At 41.0% G+C, this 22,299-nt stretch carries 20 protein-coding genes; 10 read left to right on the top strand and 10 right to left on the bottom strand.

The genetic code is table 11. The features are described 5' to 3' along the window. Positions 1 to 105 precede the first annotated feature (105 nt). The gene (locus tag F3J02_RS04095) at positions 106 to 1,002 is read left to right on the top strand and encodes a tetratricopeptide repeat protein (RefSeq protein ID WP_167247820.1); all 897 of its coding nucleotides are present in this window, start codon (positions 106 to 108) and stop codon (positions 1,000 to 1,002) included. Between the two features lie 37 nt (positions 1,003 to 1,039). Here F3J02_RS04095 and F3J02_RS04090 read toward each other — a convergent pair whose 3' ends face one another. Beyond that, the gene (locus F3J02_RS04090) at positions 1,040 to 2,470 is read right to left on the bottom strand and encodes a pyridoxal phosphate-dependent aminotransferase (protein WP_167247819.1); all 1,431 of its coding nucleotides are present in this window, start codon (positions 2,468 to 2,470) and stop codon (positions 1,040 to 1,042) included. Positions 2,471 to 2,710: 240 nt separating this feature from the next. On the opposite strand from F3J02_RS04090, the gene msrB reads away from it, so the two are divergent. From msrB to F3J02_RS04070, 4 genes are all read left to right on the top strand, one after another. Then, positions 2,711 to 3,130: a peptide-methionine (R)-S-oxide reductase MsrB gene (gene msrB / locus F3J02_RS04085; RefSeq protein ID WP_167247871.1), complete on the top strand. Its 420-nt coding sequence runs from the start codon at positions 2,711 to 2,713 to the stop codon at positions 3,128 to 3,130. After that, a complete protein-coding gene (locus F3J02_RS04080) occupies positions 3,127 to 3,612 on the top strand; it encodes a glutathione peroxidase (protein ID WP_167247818.1) in 486 nt (161 codons plus the stop codon). Before msrB ends, F3J02_RS04080 begins: the two co-directional genes overlap by 4 nt. A 72-nt stretch (positions 3,613 to 3,684) precedes the next feature. Next, on the top strand, positions 3,685 to 4,488 hold the full coding sequence (locus F3J02_RS04075) for an AraC family transcriptional regulator (RefSeq protein ID WP_167247817.1): 804 nt from the start codon (positions 3,685 to 3,687) through the stop codon (positions 4,486 to 4,488). A 72-nt stretch (positions 4,489 to 4,560) separates the two neighbouring features. Then, positions 4,561 to 5,184, top strand: a complete 624-nt coding sequence (locus F3J02_RS04070; protein WP_167247816.1) for a LysE family translocator — start codon at positions 4,561 to 4,563, stop codon at positions 5,182 to 5,184. A 38-nt stretch (positions 5,185 to 5,222) separates the two neighbouring features. Here F3J02_RS04070 and F3J02_RS04065 read toward each other — a convergent pair whose 3' ends face one another. The 3 genes from F3J02_RS04065 to F3J02_RS04055 form a co-directional block, all read right to left on the bottom strand. Continuing rightward, a complete protein-coding gene (locus tag F3J02_RS04065) occupies positions 5,223 to 8,375 on the bottom strand; it encodes an efflux RND transporter permease subunit (protein WP_167247815.1) in 3,153 nt (1,050 codons plus the stop codon). Between the two features lies 1 nt (position 8,376). Then, positions 8,377 to 9,567, bottom strand: coding sequence for an efflux RND transporter periplasmic adaptor subunit (locus F3J02_RS04060; RefSeq protein WP_167247814.1), 1,191 nt, complete (start codon positions 9,565 to 9,567; stop codon positions 8,377 to 8,379). 183 nt (positions 9,568 to 9,750) lie between these two features. Continuing rightward, positions 9,751 to 10,203 carry an Lrp/AsnC family transcriptional regulator gene (locus F3J02_RS04055; RefSeq protein ID WP_004653055.1) on the bottom strand — a complete coding sequence of 151 codons (453 nt, stop codon included), beginning with the start codon at positions 10,201 to 10,203 and terminating at the stop codon, positions 9,751 to 9,753. A 152-nt stretch (positions 10,204 to 10,355) separates the two neighbouring features. Here F3J02_RS04055 and F3J02_RS04050 point away from each other — a divergent pair, with 152 nt between their 5' ends. Together F3J02_RS04050 and F3J02_RS04045 are read left to right on the top strand one after the other, a co-directional pair. Further along, positions 10,356 to 10,973, top strand: coding sequence for a LysE family translocator (locus F3J02_RS04050; protein WP_167247870.1), 618 nt, complete (start codon positions 10,356 to 10,358; stop codon positions 10,971 to 10,973). A gap of 189 nt (positions 10,974 to 11,162) precedes the next feature. After that, a complete protein-coding gene (locus F3J02_RS04045; protein ID WP_167247813.1) occupies positions 11,163 to 13,382 on the top strand; it encodes a TonB-dependent receptor in 2,220 nt (739 codons plus the stop codon). Positions 13,383 to 13,427: 45 nt separating this feature from the next. On the opposite strand, the gene dapC is transcribed toward F3J02_RS04045, so the two are convergent. From dapC to F3J02_RS04025, 4 genes are all read right to left on the bottom strand, one after another. Then, positions 13,428 to 14,597, bottom strand: a complete 1,170-nt coding sequence (gene dapC / locus F3J02_RS04040) for a succinyldiaminopimelate transaminase (protein WP_167247812.1) — start codon at positions 14,595 to 14,597, stop codon at positions 13,428 to 13,430. Positions 14,598 to 14,622: 25 nt separating this feature from the next. After that, positions 14,623 to 17,286: a [protein-PII] uridylyltransferase gene (glnD, locus tag F3J02_RS04035; protein ID WP_167247811.1), complete on the bottom strand. Its 2,664-nt coding sequence runs from the start codon at positions 17,284 to 17,286 to the stop codon at positions 14,623 to 14,625. A gap of 70 nt (positions 17,287 to 17,356) precedes the next feature. Continuing rightward, complete coding sequence (gene purT / locus F3J02_RS04030) at positions 17,357 to 18,574, bottom strand: formate-dependent phosphoribosylglycinamide formyltransferase (protein WP_323127244.1); 1,218 nt, start codon at positions 18,572 to 18,574, stop codon at positions 17,357 to 17,359. A gap of 120 nt (positions 18,575 to 18,694) precedes the next feature. Beyond that, on the bottom strand, positions 18,695 to 19,084 hold the full coding sequence (locus F3J02_RS04025) for a tautomerase family protein (protein WP_167247809.1): 390 nt from the start codon (positions 19,082 to 19,084) through the stop codon (positions 18,695 to 18,697). A gap of 187 nt (positions 19,085 to 19,271) precedes the next feature. Here F3J02_RS04025 and F3J02_RS04020 point away from each other — a divergent pair, with 187 nt between their 5' ends. Continuing rightward, positions 19,272 to 19,736 (top strand): hypothetical protein, encoded by a 465-nt coding sequence (locus F3J02_RS04020; RefSeq protein WP_167247808.1) that lies wholly within the window; start codon positions 19,272 to 19,274, stop codon positions 19,734 to 19,736. 9 nt (positions 19,737 to 19,745) lie between these two features. Continuing rightward, the gene (locus F3J02_RS04015; protein WP_167247807.1) at positions 19,746 to 20,249 is read left to right on the top strand and encodes a hypothetical protein; all 504 of its coding nucleotides are present in this window, start codon (positions 19,746 to 19,748) and stop codon (positions 20,247 to 20,249) included. Between the two features lie 119 nt (positions 20,250 to 20,368). On the opposite strand, the gene F3J02_RS04010 is transcribed toward F3J02_RS04015, so the two are convergent. Both F3J02_RS04010 and F3J02_RS04005 read right to left on the bottom strand, forming a co-directional pair. Further along, positions 20,369 to 20,686 carry a hypothetical protein gene (locus F3J02_RS04010; protein ID WP_101235898.1) on the bottom strand — a complete coding sequence of 106 codons (318 nt, stop codon included), beginning with the start codon at positions 20,684 to 20,686 and terminating at the stop codon, positions 20,369 to 20,371. Positions 20,687 to 20,889: 203 nt separating this feature from the next. Next, positions 20,890 to 21,594 carry a Crp/Fnr family transcriptional regulator gene (locus F3J02_RS04005; RefSeq protein ID WP_167247806.1) on the bottom strand — a complete coding sequence of 235 codons (705 nt, stop codon included), beginning with the start codon at positions 21,592 to 21,594 and terminating at the stop codon, positions 20,890 to 20,892. Positions 21,595 to 21,701: 107 nt separating this feature from the next. Here F3J02_RS04005 and F3J02_RS04000 point away from each other — a divergent pair, with 107 nt between their 5' ends. Continuing rightward, positions 21,702 to 22,235, top strand: coding sequence for a DUF962 domain-containing protein (locus F3J02_RS04000; protein ID WP_167247805.1), 534 nt, complete (start codon positions 21,702 to 21,704; stop codon positions 22,233 to 22,235). The last annotated feature ends 64 nt before the right edge of the window (positions 22,236 to 22,299 follow it).

Here is a 22,299-nt window from a genome sequence, read left to right as displayed (position 1 = left end):
TAAAAATTAGTTTTTGATTTTTCACTAGATATAAATATCTGTTTACACAAAGTGTTTTACCGATAGAATGTAATCGAATAAAAATGTAGCAATGTGAGCGAAATAATGAAATTAAAAAATATCGTGTTTTCAATATTATTGACCAGTAGCCTATTTACCTTAAGTCATGCAGATGATGTGTCTTTTAGTCAAGAACTTGTACAACAAGCGAAAGCGGGGGATGCCACTGCACAGAACAATTTGGGTGATGCTTATTATTATGGAAATGAGGTTGATCAAGATTTTGGTAAAGCATTGGAGTGGTTTAAAAAAGCGGCAGCAAAGGGTAATGCAGATGCGATTTTTTCAGTCGGTTATATGTATGATTATGGCGAAGGTGTAGAAGAAGATAACCTAACTGCTTTGAAATGGTACACCCAAGCGGCACAAAAGGATCAGCTCTATGCACAATACTATTTAGGTTATTTATATCTTTATGGTGACGAAGGTGTAGGGGTAAATACCAAAAAAGGAGTGGAGTGGATGACCAAGTCGGCTGATGCTGGTTTGGATATGGCGCAAGCAGAACTCGGCCATTTATATAATGATGGTGAGGAAGGTGTAGCACAAGATCTCAAAAAAGCACTGCATTATTATCAGTTGGCTGCGAAACAAGAGGAGCCTTCTGCAATTAATAACTTGGGTATTTTCTACTTAGAGGGTAAGGCTGGGTTGAAGCAAGATTATAAAGAGGCTTTGCGTTTATTTAGTTTGGCTTCTGGTGTAGGAAATGGTTTGGGTTCTTCTAATATAGCGTATATCCATGAAGAGGCCAAAGGTGTTGCAAAGAATTATAAAAAAGCAGCAGAGTTTTATGAACTCGCAGTGGCACAGGGTGAAGACGAAGCCTTGCTGGATTTAGCTCGTTTATATGAAAAAGGTGGCTATGGTTTGACTAAAAACCTAAAAAAATCGAAAGAATATGAAGCGCAGTGGGATGAATTACAGGATTCTGATTCTTAAATAAAAAAGCCCCCATGAATTAATGGGGGCTTTTTTATTAACGCATTTTGGCTAAGAACCGACTTAAGCGATTGATTGCTTCACGTAGTTCATTTTCAGCTGGTAAGAACACCACACGGAAATGATCTGGTGTTGGCCAGTTAAAACCTGTGCCTTGAACCAAGAGAACTTTTTCAGCTCTTAATAAATCCAACATCAGTTTTTCATCATCTTCAATTGGATAAACTGTTGGATCGAGTTTCGGGAAGCAGTACATTGCGCCATCTGGCTTAACACAACTTACACCAGGAATTTCATTCAACATTTCCCACGCAATATTACGCTGTTCGTATAAACGACCACCTGGGCGAATTAGGTCGTTAATTGACTGATAGCCACCTAAAGCGGTTTGAATTGCATATTGCGCTTGATGATTAGCACACAAACGCATTGAAGCCAGCATATCTAAGCCTTCAATATAGTCTGCGGCACGCGCTTTATTACCCGTGATCGCCATCCATCCAGCGCGATAACCAGCAATACGATAAGCTTTTGATAAGCCATTAAATGAAATACACAGTTGATCGCCAGCCAATGCTGCAACGGCCACATGCTCAATGCCGTCATAGACGATTTTGTCATAGATTTCATCAGCAAATAAAATTAAGTCATGTTTCTTCGCTAGGGCAACAATTTGCTCTAACACATGACGAGGATATACAGAACCTGTTGGGTTATTTGGATTAATAATCACAATACCGCGAGTATTCGCTGTGATTTTACTTTCCATATCTGCAATATCTGGATACCAGTAGTTTTCAGAATCACATTTATAGTGAATCGCAGTACCGCCTGAAAGGTTTACGGCAGCAGTCCATAACGGATAGTCAGGCATAGGTACCAGCATTTCGTCGCCATCATCGAGTAGACCTTGCATGGCCATCACAATGAGCTCTGAAACACCATTACCGACATACACATCATTGACGTGCATATCAAAGATGCCTTTTTGTTGGTAATACTGACAAATGGCTTTACGAGCAGGGAAAATCCCTTTTGAGTCGGTATAGCCAATTGCATTGGGAAGGTTTAAAGCAACGTCGTTGATAATTTCTTGTGGAGCTTCAAAACCAAATGGTGCAGGGTTGCCGATATTGAGCTTGATGATCTTATGTCCTTGCTCTTCCATTTCATTGGCGGCGCGTAATACTGGTCCACGAATGTCGTAACAAACATGCTCAAGCTTAGATGATTTTTTAATTTCTCGGCTTGAATGAGTAGACTGGGGAACAACAGTATTTTTTGACATAGCTGGATTCACTTTTGCATATCGGTATAAATAACTTTTAAAGGTTTCAACGCTTACCAAATTTAGATCGTGTTGATCTCTCAGTAATTCAACAATTTTTTCATGCGTAAAGCCTGATTGTTGATATTGTCTGATAGTTGGTAATAAATTTTGGAAAACCACACTTTTTTTCTGAGACATTTTTTGTCCTATACAACCGTGCGAAATTAGAATAACACCTTATTTGCTTACGCAAAAGACAATATTGTTAAAATTTGCTTACCACATCAATTTTATTTGCTTTCTTTTTGCTATTTTTGATTTAAGTGCTTAAATTTCACTAAATTGTACGATCTGAGACTAGAGTTTTTTTTTCGAATGGCGTAAATATAAAACCTGATCATTAAGATAGTTCTAACATCAGAATAAAAGGTGCAGGTTATGGGAAAAGTGAATAAAACAGACCGGGAATGGCAAAGAGAATTATCACCTGAAGAATACCGCATAACTCGTCAAAAGGGCACAGAACCCGCATTTACAGGACAATATTGGAACAATAAACAGCACGGCACTTATGTTTGTCGTTGTTGCGGTGCGGAATTATTTTCTTCTGAAACTAAATATGATAGTGGCTGTGGCTGGCCAAGCTTTTTTAGACCCGTCGACAGTGTTGCTGTAGAAGAACATGAAGATTTGTCGCATGGTATGGTCAGAACGGAAATTGTCTGCCATGATTGCGATGCACATTTGGGCCATGTGTTTGAGGATGGCCCACAGCCGACAGGACTGCGTTACTGCGTGAATTCGGCATCATTACAACTTAAAACAGAAGAAAAGAATGACGAGGAAACTTATCCATGAGTAACATTTATCAGTTTGAAGCTGAATTGTTAGAGGGAGAAACAAAAGCGCTCGCTGATTATAAAGGCAAGGTCATGCTGATTGTAAATACTGCAAGTAAGTGTGGCTTTACTCCACAATTTGCAGGACTTGAGAAACTTTATGAAAAATATAATGCTCAAGGATTAGAAGTTTTAGGTTTTCCATGTAATCAGTTTGGAGGACAAGATCCGGGGACAAATAAGGAAATTGGGGCATATTGCCAACGTAATTATGGGGTGACTTTTCCCATGTTTGCCAAGGTAGATGTGAAAGGACCTGAAGCACATGTAATTTTCCGCTATTTGACCCGTGAAGCAAAAGGCCTTTTAGGTAGCAGAAATATCAAATGGAACTTTACTAAGTTCTTAGTGGGCCGTAATGGAGAAGTTTTGGAGCGTTATGCACCAACGACCAAGCCAGAGGCTTTAGAAGCTGATATTGAAAAAGCTTTGGCCAAATAAGGAATGATAAGACTAGAGGTTGAGGTTTAAATTATTTTGGACTCAACAGTTGATTTTTGGAGTCATCCAGATATGCCTTATGTTGAAACGCGTAAGGCATGTCAAAGTCGAATTTGTTATAAATCTCACAGTCATCCTACTTTTTCAATTGGTGCGATTGATGCGGGACAGAGTCATTTTTCCAGTAGTTTTGCACAAGACCAGCTAATTCAAGCGGGTAGTGTTGTTGTTATTCCTGCTCATGTACAACATTCCTGTAATCCTTTACCTGATCAGGCGTGGAGCTACCAGATGATGCATTTAGATGCTGCTTGGTTAGCGACCCTGATTGAAGAGCTGCATCAAGATATTGCTTTAGAGAATGGCCGACAAGCAATACATTTCCCTCAGTTAAAACCAACTATTGTTCATGACGTAATAGTTTATGACACATTTACAGCATTAAATCGGCTTTTATTTAACGAACAGATTTCGGTACTCGAAAAAGAACAATATTTAGTTAAGATTTTAGCTGAGATGTTGATACCAAATTTTCATTGGGAAAAGATACATTCTTCTCACTATTTTCAGAAGCATCTTCCCGACTTGTTGGAATGCCTTGAAGACAATATTGAGAATCTGTCTCTGCAAGTCATTTCTGAAAAGATGAACATGAGCCGTTATGCATTGATACGATTATTTAAACATTACTTTGGCTTAACACCACACGCTTACCAGTTGAATTATAAGGTAAACCAAGCTCGACAACGCCTGAGAGAAAAATGTGATTTAGCTCAATTGGCATACGAACTCGATTTTACCGATCAGAGCCATTTCCATCGCGTTTTTAAGCAACATACAGGCATAACGCCCAAGCAATATTATAAAAAATCTTAGCCCACGCAATTTTATACAAGAATTGAGCCCTATAGCTTTTTAAGATGACTCCGATTTATTTGGAGAGCATCTATGGAGCTTTTTCTGACCATTGCGATTACACATTTTATTGCATTACTGACCCCAGGCGCAGATTTCTTTTTAATTTTAAAAACTTTGTTAGAGAGCCAGAAAAAGGCTGCGCGATTCACCTGTGCAGGCGTTGCACTTGGGAATGCCCTCATACTGATCAGCATCTATTTGAGTCTATTTATTATTGGTCAAGTGAATACCGAATTATTCATCCTCATGAAGTGGTTGGGTATTATTTATTTTGCATATCTGGCTTTTCAATGCTTTCGTTTGGCTCAATTAGCACAGAGGGTCAATGGACTTGCTGAGCAATGCGTTCATCTACCGCACAAGAATGCTTACCTCAAGGCATTTTTGTCGGGATTGCTTTCCAGTGTGTTGAACCCGAAAAATTTGATGTTCTATAGCGTCTTGGTGATTTTGATTTATCCGCAATATAATTTTGTTCAAAATACTTTGCTGTGTCTTTGGATGGTTGGGTTAGTGTTGATCTGGAATCTCACTATTGTTCAATTGATCGGTTCGAGCATTTATCTGTCTTGGTTAAATCGACATCTACAGCATTTATATTATTTGGCAGGATTCAGTTTTTTATTGTTTATGCTGGTACTGATTATGTATTAAATAAAAAGACGGTCATTTGACCGTCTTTTTATTCAAGCTTATTGAGTGGGTTCAACAGGTTGATGTGGTGTCTTCCTAAAGCTATGGATCTTGCGATTAATATCATCGATAAAGGTGTACACCACAGGGATCACCAATAACGATAAGAAGGTACTGGTAATCAGGCCGCCAATGACCGAGATTGCCATTGGTGCGCGGAAGCTTGGGTCGGTACCAATCCCGAGCGCAATTGGCAACATCCCTGCACCCATGGCCAGTGTGGTCATGATGATCGGACGTGCCCGTTTATGGCAGGCATCGAGTAGGGCATTGAAGCGAGAATAATGCTTTTCATTCCTTGCGATAATCGCGTAATCGACCAGTAGAATTGAGTTCTTACTGGCAATCCCCATCAACATAATCAGACCGATTAAGCTCGGCATTGAGAAACTGCTTTTGGCTAAAAGCAGCATCACGAATGCACCACCGAGGGATAAAGGTAAGGCCACCAGAATGGTAATTGGCTGTAAAAAATCTTTAAATAACAATACCAGAACTACATAGATACACAGTACCCCTGTGAGCATTGCTAGACCGAAGCTAGAGAACAGTTCCTGCATCACTTCAGCATCACCAATATTGGTACGCTTCACCGTAGGTGGTAAATTCTTCATCGTCGGTAGTTGATCAACTTTGGCAGCAATATCTCCCAAGGGTTGATTATTCAATTCAATATTGAAGTTAATGTTACGTAAACGGTTGAAACGGTCAATTTGTGATGGCCCACTTTCGATATTAACATCGGCAATGGTACCGAGCATCACCGGACCCCGACTCCCTTTCACCATCAAGCGTTTCATGAGCTCTTGATCTTGACGGGCAGCCAGTGGCAATTTAATCACTACAGGCACTTGCCGTTGAGATAAGTTCAATTTTGCAAGGTTTTGATCAAAGTCACCAGCAGTCGCGATTCGTAAAGTCTCAGCTATATCGTAAGTGGTCACACCTAAATCAGCTGCTTTGGCAAAATCAGGGCGAATCACTAACTCAGGACGGATCAAGGCTGCACTCGAGGTGATACTGCCTACATTTGGAATGGTACGTAATTCACGCTCAAGGCTACGTGCCGTTGCCATTAAGGCCTCTGGATCGTCACCTGATAAAGCCAGTTGGTATTGACTGTTGTTACCTGCCAATCCAACTTGAATACGTGCACCCGGAAGTGGGGCAAGGCGTTGGCGCAGTTGATCTTCAATATCTTGTAGACTGGTGCTACGATCTGACCGTTCGGTGGTTTGAATCGTGAGCGTCGCTTTGCGCGGTTCACTTGATGCGCCACCAGCAAAAGGATCTGTTCCCGCAGCACCGCCTCCAATGGTGGTATAGATGCTTTTAATCTCAGGATGGTCTTTAATCAGCGTACGTGCATATTCGGCAGTCTTAAGCGTATCACCAAACTGTGAGCCTGGGGTAAGCTCCAAACGAACTTGCGTTTGTCCTGTATCAGGTGGTGGGACAAAACCTGTAGGTAGTAACGGAATCAGTAAGACTGAACCGACAAAAAAGGCAATTGCACCGCTGAGAGTGAGCCAGCGATGATTGAGACACCATGTCACCAAACGCATATAGCCACGCATGACTTTGCCATCTTTAGCACGGTCTTTGGCTAGACTACTTGTACCTTGATCGGTGATAGTGTGTGCTGTTGTTGATTCATCTTGTTGTTCAACTTTACCAACCCATGGTTTCAGAATATAGGCGGACATCATTGGGGTGAGTAACCGTGCAACAAGCAGTGAGGCAAAGATCGCAAGAGCAGCCGTCCAACCAAACTGAACGAAAAATTTACCTGCGATACCACTCATAAAAGCAGTAGGTAGGAATACGGCAATCAATGTGAACGTGGTGGCAATCACTGCCAGACCAATTTCATCGGCTGCTTCCATAGCTGCCTCATAGGGCGTTTTTCCCATGCGTAAATGCCGGATGATATTTTCAATCTCAACAATGGCATCATCGACCAGAATACCCACCACCAATGACATGGCTAAAAGCGTAACGGTATTGAGGGTAAAACCAAAGAAATACATACCAATTAAGGCAGGTAAAATTGATAATGGTAGGGCCGTTGCAGCAATGATGGTGGCACGCCAGTCACGTAAGAATAGCCACACCACCAAGATCGCTAAGATCGCACCTTCATATAGAAGCGACATTGAGCCTTTATAGTTATCCTCAACAGGCTTTACAAAGTTAAAGGCTTCGTTGATTTTAATATCGGGATGTGCCGCTTTGAGTTTATCTAATGCGACGACGACACCTTTTTCCACATCGACTTCACTGGCACCTTTACTTCGTGTGATTTCGAAGCCAATCACAGGTTGACCATTCAATAGTGCAGCGGAACGCCGTTCAGCCATACCATCACGAACAGTTGCAACCTGATCCAAACGAATATGTCGACCATCACTGAGCGCAATATCCATTGCGCCAATTTCATCAGCTGTTTTTACTGTCGCAATGGTACGGATGGATTGTTCACTGCCACCGATTTTGGTTTGACCGCCAGAAGCATCTTGCTGAATCAAACGTAGTTGACGGGTAATATCGGTTGCAGTTGCATTCAGCGCCAACAGTTTTTCAGGATCAAGTTCGACTTCAACCTGACGTGTGACACCACCAACACGAGCGACAGCACCAACGCCTTTAACCTGTAACATCGCGCGGGCGATATCATAATCTACGAACCATGACAGCGCTTCTTCATCCATTTTTGGAGATTGGATGGTATAAGTCAGGATTGGTGAACCTGAAAGATTGATCTTACTGACAATTGGATCTCGTAGATCAGCTGGTAGATCAGAACGAACTTGTGATACGGCATTGCGCACATCATCCACAGCTTCTTGTAGTGGTTTTTCTAGTTGAAACTCCGCTGTGACAGTGACAACACCATCTTGAATGTTGGTGTATTGATTTCTCAAACCTTGCAGAGTTGCAATCGAGTTTTCAATTTTACGTGCGACTTCGGTTTCAAGCTGAGGTGGCGCAGCCCCGGGTAATGCTGCTGTGACAGTGACCATTGGTAGTTCAATGTCTGGGAACTGCTGGATCTTCATCCATTTAAAACAGAGCAATCCTGCCAAACCCAGCATAATAAATAACAGAATGCCGGGAATTGGGTTTCGGATTGACCAAGCGGAGAAATTCATATCATTTCTCCTGTGTGGTCACAAGTTGTTTGCTAAGTGGTGTCTCTGGAATATCTTTGGCGATACTGACCAGATCGCCATCAGTCAAGAAACCTGTACCCGAAGAAACCACTTTAACGTTTGCAGGTAAATCTAACAGCTCGACACGATCTCCCAAACGACGACCAATATTTACTTTCTGTTGGGTGACACGATTCTTGTCATTGACAATAAAGACATAGGAAAAACCATCACGTAATAGCAGGGCAGTTTGAGGAACCGTCAATGCGAGTTTCTGACCTAAATCAAATTCACCTTTTACAAACATGCCCATACGCACAGCCTGAGTTGTCGGAATATCCACATAAACCAAGCCATAGCGGGTTTGTGGATCAATCACAGGTGCAATCATTCTAACTTTACCAGTTACTGCAGGTTGCGCAGGGTCAGGTGAAACAATATGTGCGGTCATGCCTTGTTTGAGCTTGTATAGATCCGATGTGGTCACTTCAGCGCGCCATTCTAAACGATGGTCTCGAATCAAGCGGAACAGCTCTTGACCTGTTTGTGCAAGAGATCCGACTGTTGCTGTACGGGCTGAAATCACACCATTGTCAGGTGAAACCACTTGAGTCTGCGCTAAGCGTAATTGGTTACTTTCAATTTGTGCCTTGGCAGCGTCTAGACGCGCTTGAGCGGTCGCTTGAGAGGTTTGATACTGAGTAGACTCTTGCGCTGAAATTGCACCTGTATTTTTTAGTTGCTGGATACGTTTATTGTTGGTAATCGCATCTGCCAGTACTGCTTGTGCTTCGGCATAACTGGCTTTGGCTGCTGCCAAATCGGCACGGATGGTTTCGCTATTAATTTCAGCTAAAACCTGACCACGACGCACTTCATCGCCGACATTTACATTCACTCGGGTGAGACGTTGACCTGAAAGCTCGCTACCAATGACCACTTCTTGCCATGCAGCAATATTGCCATTTGCGGTGAAAGTCTGCTTCCAGTCTTGTTGTTGTGGAGAGACAACAGTAACGGTCAGTGCAGCTTTTTGTTCGGTAGTATTCGTATTTTTCGCTTTTTCAGGATTCACTGATTTCTTAGCAGTTCCACTCTGCCAAACCACAACTGCAATGATTAAAAGTACAATCGCAATTGCTAAAATGAGCCAACCCTTTTTCTTTATTTTATTGGGAGTTTGAGAAGTCATCTTTCCATAGTCATCAAGTTTTGATGGCTAAGTATAGACGAAGATTTCAACAGTTGGTCAATAGCCCATAGACAGATAAAAAAATTAATAAAGTCGCTTATGTTTATGACTTTTCAGCTTAGGAAAAGTGTGAATTGCATCAATTCCGCACTTTTTCTCCTGCCTAAAAGGTGAATTACTGTTTTAGAGTGGCAGTAAGCGATTGGAGACCACATTTTTCATGACAATGGTTGAGGTTAGACGCTGTACATTGGGCAAGGCCGATAAGCTGTCGTCATAGAGTTTCTGGAAGCTGGCCAAGTCTTTAGCAACGACATGCAGTAAATAATCTGGATTTCCAAATAAACGTTGTGCCTGAATCACATTGCCAATTTCAATGACTTTTTCTTCAAAGCTAGAAAGTGCTTTTTTATCTCCATCTTTTAAAGTGACAAAGATAATCGCTGAGAAATTCAGGCCGATTTTTGAGGCTTCTAGATCAGCGTGATAACCTTTGATCACACCACTTTCTTCCAATGCTTTAACACGACGATGGCAAGGGGACAGACTTAAACCGATTCTTTCTGCCAGTTCTGTGATAGATAATCGCCCATTTGCTTGTAGTTCAGCAATAATTTTCTTATCAATGCGATCCATTTAGAAGAATCTCCCTTCGGGCTGTGAAGATATAGAAGTATTTGGAATAACATTTTCACCATTAAAGCATATCCTTTCTCAACAATCTTCACCAAATGGTGAAAAAGAAAACGATTAAAGATCGTATTGTCGATGTGGGAAGGGCTTTGCTTATGGAACTCAGTGTCATTTTTGCTTTTTGGTGCGTTTCGATCTTGTTCGTATTAACGCCTGGTGCTGATTGGGCTTATGCCATTCTTGCAGGAGTCAAAGGTAGATTTATCCTGAATGCAGTCACAGGCTTGGTGCTTGGGCATTTCATGGCGATCCTCTGTGTTGCAGCAGGTGTGGGGGCTTTGGTGCAACACTATCCGATTTTACTCACTGCGATGACGATCATGGGTGCTTGTTATTTGTTATGGATGGGTATCAATCTATTTATACATCCAGCGACCATTTCAACTGAGACGGATACAACGCAGTCACTTGATTCAGCAGGTTCATGGTTGATTAAAGGCGTGGGGATTAGTGGCTTAAACCCGAAAGTTTTGCTGTTATTTTTTGCCTTGTTACCACCGTTTATTCATCCGCAAATGGCATTTTCGCCAACCGCACAAATTATTTTGCTGGGACTCATTCACTTAATCAGTTGTGCTGTGGTGTATATGTTTGTGGGGATCGCAGCCAAAAAATTGCTTAGAAGCAGACCGCGTGCAGTAAAAGCAGTCAGCCGTATTTCGGGCGGACTGATGATGCTCATTGCAGCAATCCTATTTATTGGGCAAATTTAAAATAAATGTTCCATTCTGCCTATTTATATAGCTTTAAATTTATCATTATTGAATTCAGGATCTTAATTTTAATACGGTTTGAGTTTGAGAAATCATAAAATTGTACAGTGGCACATATAGGTAAAAAATAGTGTAAAACGTATCAATTCTCATTTATTATGCGGTTTTTTAAGTCGGCTGATAAAGATCATGGGTAGACAACTTAAACCATTAGTGCTGATGATGGCATGTACTTCAATGGGAACAACTGCTGTTTTTGCTGATGAAGTGCAACAGGGGCAAACAGCGGATGCAACCGTGACATTAAATACTATTCGTATTACTGCAAGTGCGGATGCTTCGGCTGATGGTCTAATGGAAGCTTTTGCTGGTGGACAAGTTGCCAGCGGTGGTCGAGTTGGGATTTTTGGTAATCAAAAAAATCTGGATACACCTTTTAATCTGACCAGCTATACCAATGACTATATACAATCTAAACAAGCTAAAAGTGTAGGGGATGTTCTACAAGCTGACCCAAGTGTGAGAGTCGCGAGAGGGTTTGGTAATTTCCAAGAATCTTACTATATTCGTGGTTTTATTTTAGGTTCGGATGATACAGCCTATAATGGTTTGTACTCGATTCTGCCTCGTCAATATATCCCTACAGAATTATTTGAACGTGTTGAGTTGCTTAAAGGGGCATCTGCATTTTTAAATGGTGCAACACCAAGTAGTGGTGGTATTGGTGGTGCAATTAATCTATTACCAAAGCGTGCTGGTAATGAACCATTAAACAGAGTCACTGTGGGAACAGATTTTAATGGGGGACAGATTGCAAATGATATCTCTCGTCGTTTTGGTGAAAACCAAGAGTTCGGGGTACGTGTAAATACGGCTTATCGTGGTGGTAATACCAGTATAGATGATGAAAAAGCATCGTTAGGCTTAGCCTCGATCGGATTGGATTATCGCGGTGATCGTTTACGGTTGTCTGGTGATATGGGATATAGCAATAACCGTTTAAATGCAACACGACCAAATATTACTTTAAGTGGTGTAAGTCATGTGCCTAAGCCAATCGATTCTTCAAGTAATTACGCGCAAAAGTGGACCTATTCCAACGAAGAAGATGTGTTTGGTAGTTACCGTGCAGAATATGATTTAAGTGATGCTGTGACGGCTTATGCAGCCTATGGTTTTCGTCATGGTGAAGAAAATAATAGTTTAGCTAATTTCACACTGACCAATGCAGCAGCAGGTGATGGCACTTCCTATCGTTTTGATAATGCACGTGTAGATATGGTCAACACTGGAGAAATCGGTGTACGTGCGAAGTTGAATACAGGTGCGATTGAACATAATCTTGTACTATCAGGTTCAGCTTTCCAACTGAATAGCCGAAATGCCTATGTTATGGATTATTCAAATACATTTGCTGGAAATATCTATAGACCAACGCAGTATGATAAACCTACCATTTCTTCTTCAGCACTAACTGGTGGTCAGTTAGATCAACCTACTCTAACGGCACGTACTCGTTTAAGAAGTATTGCTATTGGTGATAATTTAAAAGCATTTGATGAGCGCTTATCAGTTATGCTTGGAATGCGTTATCAACAGCTAAAACAAGAAAATTATAATTATGATACTCAAGCCATTAAATCTGCTTATGATGATCATAAGGTTACGCCAGCGTTAGGTTTAAGTTATAAGCTGATGCCTGAATTAGCTGTATATGCTAATTATGTTGAAGCGCTTTCACAGGGTTCATCAGCAACGTCTAGTTCTGGAACGATCATTACGAACACTGGTGAAGCTTTGTCACCTTATATCTCTAAGCAAAAAGAAGTGGGATTAAAGTATGAAGGTGAAAAGCTAGGGGCGGCATTAAGTTATTTCAATACCAACCGCCAACGAGGTATGCTTGTTAAAAATGCTGATGAAACCTATACCTTTACTAATCAAGGTGAAAATCGACATCAAGGTGTTGAACTGCAAACCTATGGCCAGTTGACTGATACATTTAAAGTATTGGGAGGTGTGACATGGTTAGATGCCAAACAGAAAGATACAGAAAATGGGTTATATAACAATAATGACGTGATTGGAGTTCCTCAATTCCAAGCCAATCTTGGCGCAGACTGGCAGTTACCGATCGAGCAAGATATTTCTGTAAATGGTCGCATAATTTATACAGGTTCTAGCTATGCCAATAATGCAAATACGTTAAAAGTAAATGATTGGACTCGCTTTGATCTGGGTGCGAGTTATAAAACTCAACTTAATCAAGTTCCAACGGTATTCAACCTAACAATCAATAATGTATTTGATAAAAATTATTGGGGGTCAGTGGGTGGCTATGATGATGCAGGTTATTTAAATGCTGGTCAGCCACGTACCTTTATGATGAGTGCAAGCTTTGATTTCTAATATATTGGTTTAAAAAAATCCCCGAATATTCGGGGATTTTTTTATTTATAAAACAGCTTTCAGTCGTTTGACCACTTCTTCACACTGCGCTAAATCTGCAACCAGTGCCATTCTGACATGACCTTCACCAGGATTGCCTTGTTCTATGTCACGAGACAGATAACGGCCAGGTAAAACCTTGATATGCGCTTTTTCCATTAACATCTTGGCAAAAGTTTCATCATTATCCACTTTTAACCAGTAATAAAAGCCCGCATCTGGTTTTTGTAAAGGCAATAAATGACCGAGTTCAGACTGGAATAAATCAAACTTAGCACGATACTGCTGACGGTTTTCTTCAACATGTGCTTCATCATTCCACGCGGCAATAGATGCCAATTGATTTTGTACTGGCATTGCAGCGCCGTGATAAGTACGGTATTGCAAATAAGGTTTCAATAAAGCCGCATCACCTGCAACAAAACCAGAACGCATACCCGGTAAGTTTGAACGTTTAGAAAGTGAATGGAACACGATGCAATTTTTATAATCATCACGACCCATTTCGGTACAAACTTCTAACAGACCGATTGGCGCTTGATCAAACCAAAGTTCTGAATAACATTCATCCGATGCAATCACGAAACCATATTGATCAGACAGGGCAATTAACTTTTTAAACTGTTCTTTTGATAGAACCGTTCCTGTTGGATTACCTGGTGTGCACACAAACAGTAAGGCGGTTTTTTCCCATACTTCCGCAGGGACAGCATCGAAGTCACCTAAATAGCCATTTTCTTCAGTACAGTTAATAAAATAAGGTTTTGCACCTGCAAGTAGGGCTGCACCTTCATAAATCTGATAAAACGGATTTGGCATCACCACATACGGTGCATCTTCACGCTTAATCAAAGCTTGTACAAAAGAGAAAATACCTTCACGTGTACCAGAAACAGGCAGGATATGATCTTCTGCACTAATATGATTCAACTTGAAGCGATTGCTGAGCCATTGTGCAATACTTTGGCGCAACTCAGGCAGACCTTTACTGTTCGGGTAGGTCGATAGATGGGCAAAATTATCAATAATCGCTTGTTTAACGAACTCTGGTGCAGGATGTTTAGGCTCACCAATTGATAAAGGAATCAACGGTAAATTGGCAGGTTGCACATCTTTAAAAAGTTGATTTAACTTTTCAAAAGGATAGGGATGCAATAACGACAAGCTAGAGTTCATTTTAAACAGTTACCAAACAATAAAGTTAAGATGGATTACAAATTTGATTCGATGCTTCATCTAATGCGGCTTTTAAGCTTTCCGCAAAAGTTTTCACTTCTTCATCGGTGAGCAAGACACCATTTTTCTTAGTGACAAAGAAAATATCTTCCGCACGTTCACCCAGTGTGGCAATTCTTGCAGAATGGATATCCAAACCTTGCAACATGAACAAACCACCAATACGCGCCAACAGGCCTGGATGGTCGAGGGTTGAGATTTCAACCATGTGCTGCTGTAACGTCGGGTTTAAGACAATATCGACAGTATTTTGCACATCAAAATGGCGTAAATGACGTGGGATACGGCGTTGCATGATACCCGGATATTGATCCGAATGACTCAATGCATCAACCAAAGCTGCTTTCACTTTGCGCTCGCGATCAGGGTCAGTCAACAATGTACCAAAACGATCCAGTACCAAGTAGGTATCTAAGCTGAATGAGGTTGAGGCGGTGATAATACGGGCATCTTGGACATCAAGATTCATACGATCCAGTACCGCAACTGTGGTGGCAAACAAGTTCGGTTGATCACGCGTATAGATAAAGATCTGAACTGCATCATCGGCAGCATTACGATGCGCACGCAATAGAACTAAAGGTTCTGGATTATCACCGTGCTGTAAAATTGCTTGGGTATGCCAAGCAATTTCATTGGCCGACTCTTTCACAAAGTATTCATCACCCAACTCTTGCCAAACTTTCTCAACTTCAGCCAGAGAGAAGTCATTAACCAAGAGTTCACTGGCAGCAAACTTGGTATCTTCAATCAGCATTTGATAGTCAACTGGACGACCTAAGCCAGAGCGTATTACATCACGTGCATAGGTGTAGAGCTGACGCATCAAAGATGCACGCCAAGTATTCCACAGCTTCGGATTGGTTGCGTTAATGTCGGCAACCGTCAGGGTGTAGAGATAATCGAGATGCTCCATATCACCGACTTTTTCAGCAAAGTCTTTGACTTCATCAGGGTCAGAAATATCTTTTTTCTGTGCAGTGAGGGACATTAATAGGTGATTGTTAATCAGCCACGCAACCAGTTTGCACTCACGCTCGGTAAAGCCATGGGTGCGGCAGAATTCAATTGCATCCAATGCACCAAGTTCACTATGATCACCACCACGACCTTTAGCAATATCATGGAAAATTGCAGCCATATAGACAATGTCATGGCGGGCAATACGCTGGAACACAGAGCTAACCACAGGGAATTCTTTAGCAAATTCAGGTTCTTTAAAGCGACTTAAATTGCGAAGTAATAACAGGGTATGTGCATCGACCGTATAAATATGGAACAGGTCATATTGCATCAAGCCTGTAATCTGTCCAAAAGCGGGAATGTAATTGCCCAATACACCGTAACGCTTCATCGCCACCATGGTGTCATATAAATGCGGTGAGCGAATGATCGACATAAACAAGGCTTGATGTTCTGGATTATCACGGAAACGCTGATCAATCCGTTTTGCAGCAAGCACCAGCAGGCGTAAGGTACGGGCACGAATACCAGTAATTTCAGGTCGATTTGCCAATAAGTAGAATAACTCTAAGATAGCAATCGGTTCTTCTGAAAATACTTTGTGATGTTGAACAGCCAATTTCCCATCGACAATTTTAAAACGTTCATTAATATCAATAATGTGGCGTTCGTAATCAGGTAGACGTGGGGTAATCACCGATTCATTGAAATAGGCGAGTAGCATTTCATTCAGGGTTGAAACTTGCTGTGCGGTACGATAGTAGCGCTTCATAAACTGTTCAACAGCAAAATTAACAGGCTGACCTTCTTCACGCACATAGCCAAATTTTGCTGCGATATCACGTTGATATTCAAACAATAAGCGGTTTTCATCACGTTTGGCTAAACGGTGTAAATGGGTTCGGATTTCCCATAAAAAGCTTTCGGCTTCTTCCAATACACCCAGTTCAAATTCAGTGATAAAACCCAAATGCACCAAATCATAAATACGATTGACACGGAAGTGACGCTTGGCAATCCAGCCAATCTGGTTGATATCGCGAATACCACCTGGGGCATTTTTAATATCAGGTTCTAAATTACTCTCGGTATTGTTGTGTTGTGCATAGCGTTTAGCTTGTTCAGCCATTTTGGCATCATAGAAGGTTTGATCTGTCCATGTTTGCGCAACGATACGGCGTGGCCATTTTGCCAGTTGCTGATTGCCTGTAATGAGGCGAGCTTCAATCAACGTGGTCGCAACAGTTAAATCATTAATGGCTTGTTCAACACAGTTTTGAATGGTGCGAACGCTGATACCCGGTTTGAAATTACCGACATCCCATAAAGATGAAATAAAGGTCGAGATTAGTTTTTCTTGTTCTTCACTAATTTCATCCTCAGACAAAATCATGATATCAGTATCTGAATAGGGCAGCATTTCATGGCGACCATAACCACCTACTGCAAATAAGCCCAATTCTGTTTGATCTAAGCCTGCATGATTCCAAAGAAAGATCAGGGCTTCATCAATAGAGTCTGAGCGCGCTCCAATCACTTCACGAATGGGTTGACCATTTTCATAGCTCTCCTGTAATTGCTTTTCTACATCCGTACGCCATTGGTTAATGGCTTGAATATCATGAATACTGGTGACGTAGTTCAACAAAGGAGAGGTCTTGATCATAAAGCTGGGTCTTCTATCAAAGCCCCTCTAAAAAGAGGGGAAGTTGTGATGATAATCACCTAAGATCATCTTAAGCGTTGGTTTGTACACTCACTTGGTCTGCGGCGTGCTGTGCCAATTCACGTGCAAGATCAGTCGTTTCAGCGCGGGCAGTTGCAACGCCCATACGGCGACGTTTAAAGCCCTCAGGCTTGCCAAATAGACGTAAGTCTGTGTTTGGATTTGCTAAAGCAAGATTCAAGCCAGTGAAACTTAAGTTTTTAGCATCAACACCTGCATAAATCACCGCACTTGCAGCGACACTATGGCGTGCTGTATTGACAGGTAGACCAAGAATTGCACGGGCATGTAATTCAAATTCACTTTGGAATTGTGACGCTAAAGTGACTAGACCTGTATCATGAGGGCGAGGTGAAACTTCACTAAACCAAACTTTATCGCCTTTAATAAACAGCTCTACACCGAAGATACCACAACCGCCTAAAGCAACAGTGACTTTATTGGCAATGCGTTTTGCTTCTTCCAGTGCAGCAGGTGTCATTGGTTGTGGCTGCCAGCTTTCCACATAATCACCCGCATCTTGACGGTGACCAATTGGATCACAGAAATGTGTTTCGATTTCGCCTGTTTCTGGATTTTTAGCACGAACGGTAAGCAAGGTAATTTCAAAATCAAAATCAATTTGCGATTCAATAATCACGGTGCCTTGATTGACGCGGCCGCCTTGCATTGCATAATCCCAAGCGGCATCCACTTCATCAAAACTCTTCACACGAGACTGACCTTTACCTGAAGAAGACATGACAGGTTTTACAAAGTTTGGATAACCAATGTCATCACATGCAGCACGGAAGCTTTCTAAGGTATTGGCAAAGCGATAAGCAGAAGTTGGCAGACCGAGTTCTTCAGCAGCTAGACGACGAATTCCTTCACGGTTCATGGTGAGGTTAACTGCTTTTGCAGATGGAATCACGGTTGCGGTTTGGCTTTGTTCAATTTCTACCAAAACTTCTGTGGCAATGGCTTCAATTTCAGGAACAATTAAATTGGGTTTGATCTTTTCAATCAGTTGTTTTAATTCGGCTGGATCAGCCATATTCAGGGTATAGGCATAATGAGCCACTTGCATGGCAGGCGCATGATCATAACGATCTGCAGCATGAACTTCGACACCTAAGCGTTGTAAAGAAATCACAACTTCTTTACCTAGCTCTCCAGAACCTAACAGTAAAACCTTAAATGCAGAAGATTGAAGTGGAGTTCCAAGAGTGACGCTCATGCGAATAATCCTATCCTGAGTAATTTGCGTTTAAGCATAGCAGAACTTTTTGTGGAATTAAGCTAATCTGACACAAAAAACCTGCTTTTTGTTAGACAGAAAAATGCACTTCATCTGCGATTTGGCTGCTTACACATCTACCTGATAATTCAGTTGTAATTCATCTGCATGTTGACCACGGATTCCCCAATTGCATTTTGGTGTTTCAAAAATTGTAATTTCAATATCTTGTGTTGAAATCCCACATTGTTGCTGAATATAAGTGAAAATACTTTGAATCAAACGTTTTTTTGCTTCAGTACTTCTGCCTTCAAACATCGAAATTTCTATAATTAGATAATGCTGGCTACGATCATTGGGATAGATAAAGTCTTCTTCCGTTAGCGCAATAAAACGCTGAAATTTCTTTTCGATAGGATAGTTTAAACTTTCAATTAGCGCTTGATGTACGGCATCAGAAAGTTGACTCCTAAATTGCTCGATGGTGGTTTGTAGGGCATAAATCTTGATTTGTGACATTGTTGATTTCTTCCTTGTTGACGTTTTAATTTTTTATAGATGGACAAGTCTGACAGTATGCTGAACAAAAGCATAAAATCAATTGCTTAGAATAAAAAGCATTCTGCTGGGTAAATAAGTAACAAGCATTGAGAATTATTCCCAAATTGACTAGCATAATGTCCAAATGTTTCATCGGCGATTTGCTATGTCTAATCCAAACTCTCGTGTAACCGCAATCCTGTTGTGTAGTGCATTTTTATTGGCTGCTTGCGGAAACTCAAATAATGAGCCAAAAGAAAAGGTAGAAATCAAACCTGCGCCGAAACTTAACAACGATGCCACCACCTATGCCAATACAGCATGGAAGTTGATTAATGACATCGATCAGATTGTTTATAATAAACAAGTTGGTGAGATTGAAGAAAAAGTCAGAAAACCATTGCGTCAGCTCAGTACAGATTGGCGTATCAATGTCAAAATGACCGATTCCGTGACTGAAGGTAAATATGCATTGTGTCGCAAGGCATTGACCAGTTTGGATACGTGGGCACGCGATGTAAAAGATAATGCCAGTGCATCGACTCAAAAGCAGGCTGATTATGAGCGTGATAAAGCACAATGTAAGGATGCAATTGATAATCCTGCGCTAGGTAATACTTCTCCAAAGTAGGAGTGAAAAATGTATTTTCGCATCTTATCGGTTTTCTGGATTCTATTTGGTTTACTGGGAATAAACACCAGTTATGCCCAAGTAGATTTCCATCTTGCCTATCAGCTGCAAATGCCGAAGACCAAGCCTGTACATTTTTCTAATGATCGTTCATTTCGATTTGTGAGCCCATCTCCTTTTTTTACTGCCAATGAACTAGTCAATGCAAAGGCGATTCTTGTTGACGGAAGGGCAGTTGTTGAAATTGAAATTTCAGCTTCTGCACAGAAAAAGTTTAATCAGTTGGTCAACAAAAATACGCAAAGCCAAGATCAAGGTCTATTTGATCAGATGATTGGTTTAGGCGTTATGATTGATGGACAGCCAGCAACGGTTATACAAGGGGTTTATAGACCTATTTCAGATCGAAAATTATGGTGTTTCCTAGTAGATGATCGCTTGCCTGCCAAGGAGCAATTGCGTCAGGCTAATAATATTGTCAAAAAAATGCAATTGACCAAAGCGTCACATTGAAATCATCTCATTTGCAACTTATCCTAGCTTGGACTGGTCGCTTTGGATGCCAGAATGTTATTTCAATAAAAAAGCGAGATGTTTTATCTCGCTTTTTTATGGTTAAAGTCATCAAACGCTTATGAGGTTTTGACCGTTTTTGCTGCTTCCTGTTTAGCTTTGGTTGCTGTGGTATTAGCCGCTTTTTTCGTATCTGTTGTTGCTTTCATTGCATCGTGTTTGGCAGTATCTTTCATTTTCGTCATGTCATGCTTTGCAGTATCTGTTGTTTTGGTTGCTTCTTTCTTGGTTTTTACCACACTTGTTGCAACACATTTGCCACCTTTGTGATTTGGTCCTGTACCACCTTGGATTTGAGTTCCTTTCGGGCAGGCAAATGCGCTAGCGCTGAGTACTGTAAATAGGCCTGCTGTTAAAATCGTTGCAATTTTTCTCATGATTGTCATCTGCATCGGGTAAGCGATAGTGCTTAGCTTTAATGTATGCGTGTTGAAGACAGGAAAGCAGACTGATTTTGTGAAATATTTTAGGGCATCAGTAGTATTTTATAGTGAGAGTTTATCTTTTAATTTATGTTTAAGCTTCAAAGCATATTGCAAAAAATGCTGTGCTTATCCATTTGAAATACAAGATAGTATACTTACGCTTTTAGGTGACCGACTGTTGCCAATTTTCTAAGCCGATCTAAATCAATGACTTCGATTTTCTTAAAACCAAGTTGAATGACGCCTTGCTTTTCGAACAGGTTCAGCTCTTGATTTACAGTCTGTCTAGATACTGTCAACATATTGGCCAACTGGTCTTGTGAAATTTGAATACTAAAATCCTGAATAAACGAACGATTGCCATAACCCTCTAAAATGAACAGCAAGCGTTGCGCCAGGCGCTGGGTAATGCTTTGGGTTTGAATCGCAATTTGCTCTAAAAATACATAGCGTAGTTTTTGACTGGTCAGCAGGGCAAAGTAGTACCAGTAATACGGATTTTGCAGCAAGAAATCATTGAGTGGTTGTGCTGGTATTTGCAGCACCACGCTTTTCTTCAATGCAATGGCATCATGCGAGCGGGGTTGCTGATCGATGAGGGAAATTTCGCCAAACCACATGATCGGTTCCGCAATTGCAGCAATCGCTTCATTGCCATTGACATCGATATAACCCAAGCTAATTGAGCCTTCCAATACGCCATACACCCCATCAAATTGATCTTGCGCACTAAAAACAGCTGCATTTTTCTCGATGATATGCTTCTTGCCATGTTCAATAATAAAATTTTGAAAAGGCTCCGCTAAGTGGCTAAACCATGAGTTTTGCTGTAAATGTTGGATGTAAATCGAATCTAGCACGGCGGGGTCCTGTGTGAAAAATAAATCCATTTGTCAGCTACATGACAACTTCGCTGCAATATTTCTTATAGATTAACAGCATAAACGAATTATATGAGGAATGAGAAATGACAAATTTGGAACGTCTACTTAGTCAATATGCGGCTTATCACTTAGATCGAAATAATGTTGTGACCCATTTTGTGGGTATTCCTTTAATTGTATTTTCTATTCTGTGTTTAACAGCGCGTGCTGGCGTAGAAATTTCTGGCTTTTCAATTACTTTAGCCATGCTGCTTATTGTCCTAAGTACAATTTATTATATTTCATTGGATAAGTTATTTGGTATTTTGATGCTGATTTTATTTGTCTTGGCGTATCCATTGGCTGTGAAAATTGCGGCTTTAGCAATGTGGAGTTGGCTAGGTGCGAGTATCGGTATCTTTGTGGTGGGTTGGGTATTCCAATTCGTGGGTCATTATTTTGAAAAGAAAAAACCAGCCTTTGTTGATGATCTGATTGGTTTAGCCATCGGGCCTTTATTTGTTTTGGCTGAATTTGTTTTCTTACTGGGTTTCCGTAAGCCGTTGCATCAACGGATTTTAAAAGAAGCACAAATCAAACGTGCTGAAATGGATATGAAGCCGCAGACGGTGTCTTAAGTTGTTAGCTTGATGTAAAAGCCGATATCAAGATGAGTCGGCTTTTTTATTTGGATGAAAGAGC

The sequence above is a fragment of the Acinetobacter sp. Tr-809 genome (assembly GCF_011753255.1).
Classification (GTDB): domain Bacteria; phylum Pseudomonadota; class Gammaproteobacteria; order Pseudomonadales; family Moraxellaceae; genus Acinetobacter.
The sequence above is the reverse complement of the archived record's forward strand: the minus strand, read 5'-3'. Positions and strand labels throughout refer to the sequence as shown.

Coding starts and splice junctions, on each gene's coding strand:
- F3J02_RS04095 (WP_167247820.1), top strand. CDS start 106: ATGAAATTAAAAAATATCGTGTTTTCAATATTATTGACCAGTAGCCTA.
- F3J02_RS04090 (WP_167247819.1), bottom strand. CDS start 2,470: ATGTCTCAGAAAAAAAGTGTGGTTTTCCAAAATTTATTACCAACTATC.
- msrB (WP_167247871.1), top strand. CDS start 2,711: ATGGGAAAAGTGAATAAAACAGACCGGGAATGGCAAAGAGAATTATCA.
- F3J02_RS04080 (WP_167247818.1), top strand. CDS start 3,127: ATGAGTAACATTTATCAGTTTGAAGCTGAATTGTTAGAGGGAGAAACA.
- F3J02_RS04075 (WP_167247817.1), top strand. CDS start 3,685: ATGCCTTATGTTGAAACGCGTAAGGCATGTCAAAGTCGAATTTGTTAT.
- F3J02_RS04070 (WP_167247816.1), top strand. CDS start 4,561: ATGGAGCTTTTTCTGACCATTGCGATTACACATTTTATTGCATTACTG.
- F3J02_RS04065 (WP_167247815.1), bottom strand. CDS start 8,375: ATGAATTTCTCCGCTTGGTCAATCCGAAACCCAATTCCCGGCATTCTG.
- F3J02_RS04060 (WP_167247814.1), bottom strand. CDS start 9,567: ATGACTTCTCAAACTCCCAATAAAATAAAGAAAAAGGGTTGGCTCATT.
- F3J02_RS04055 (WP_004653055.1), bottom strand. CDS start 10,203: ATGGATCGCATTGATAAGAAAATTATTGCTGAACTACAAGCAAATGGG.
- F3J02_RS04050 (WP_167247870.1), top strand. CDS start 10,356: ATGGAACTCAGTGTCATTTTTGCTTTTTGGTGCGTTTCGATCTTGTTC.
- F3J02_RS04045 (WP_167247813.1), top strand. CDS start 11,163: ATGGGTAGACAACTTAAACCATTAGTGCTGATGATGGCATGTACTTCA.
- dapC (WP_167247812.1), bottom strand. CDS start 14,597: ATGAACTCTAGCTTGTCGTTATTGCATCCCTATCCTTTTGAAAAGTTA.
- glnD (WP_167247811.1), bottom strand. CDS start 17,286: ATGATCAAGACCTCTCCTTTGTTGAACTACGTCACCAGTATTCATGAT.
- F3J02_RS04025 (WP_167247809.1), bottom strand. CDS start 19,084: ATGTCACAAATCAAGATTTATGCCCTACAAACCACCATCGAGCAATTT.
- F3J02_RS04020 (WP_167247808.1), top strand. CDS start 19,272: ATGTCTAATCCAAACTCTCGTGTAACCGCAATCCTGTTGTGTAGTGCA.
- F3J02_RS04015 (WP_167247807.1), top strand. CDS start 19,746: ATGTATTTTCGCATCTTATCGGTTTTCTGGATTCTATTTGGTTTACTG.
- F3J02_RS04010 (WP_101235898.1), bottom strand. CDS start 20,686: ATGAGAAAAATTGCAACGATTTTAACAGCAGGCCTATTTACAGTACTC.
- F3J02_RS04000 (WP_167247805.1), top strand. CDS start 21,702: ATGACAAATTTGGAACGTCTACTTAGTCAATATGCGGCTTATCACTTA.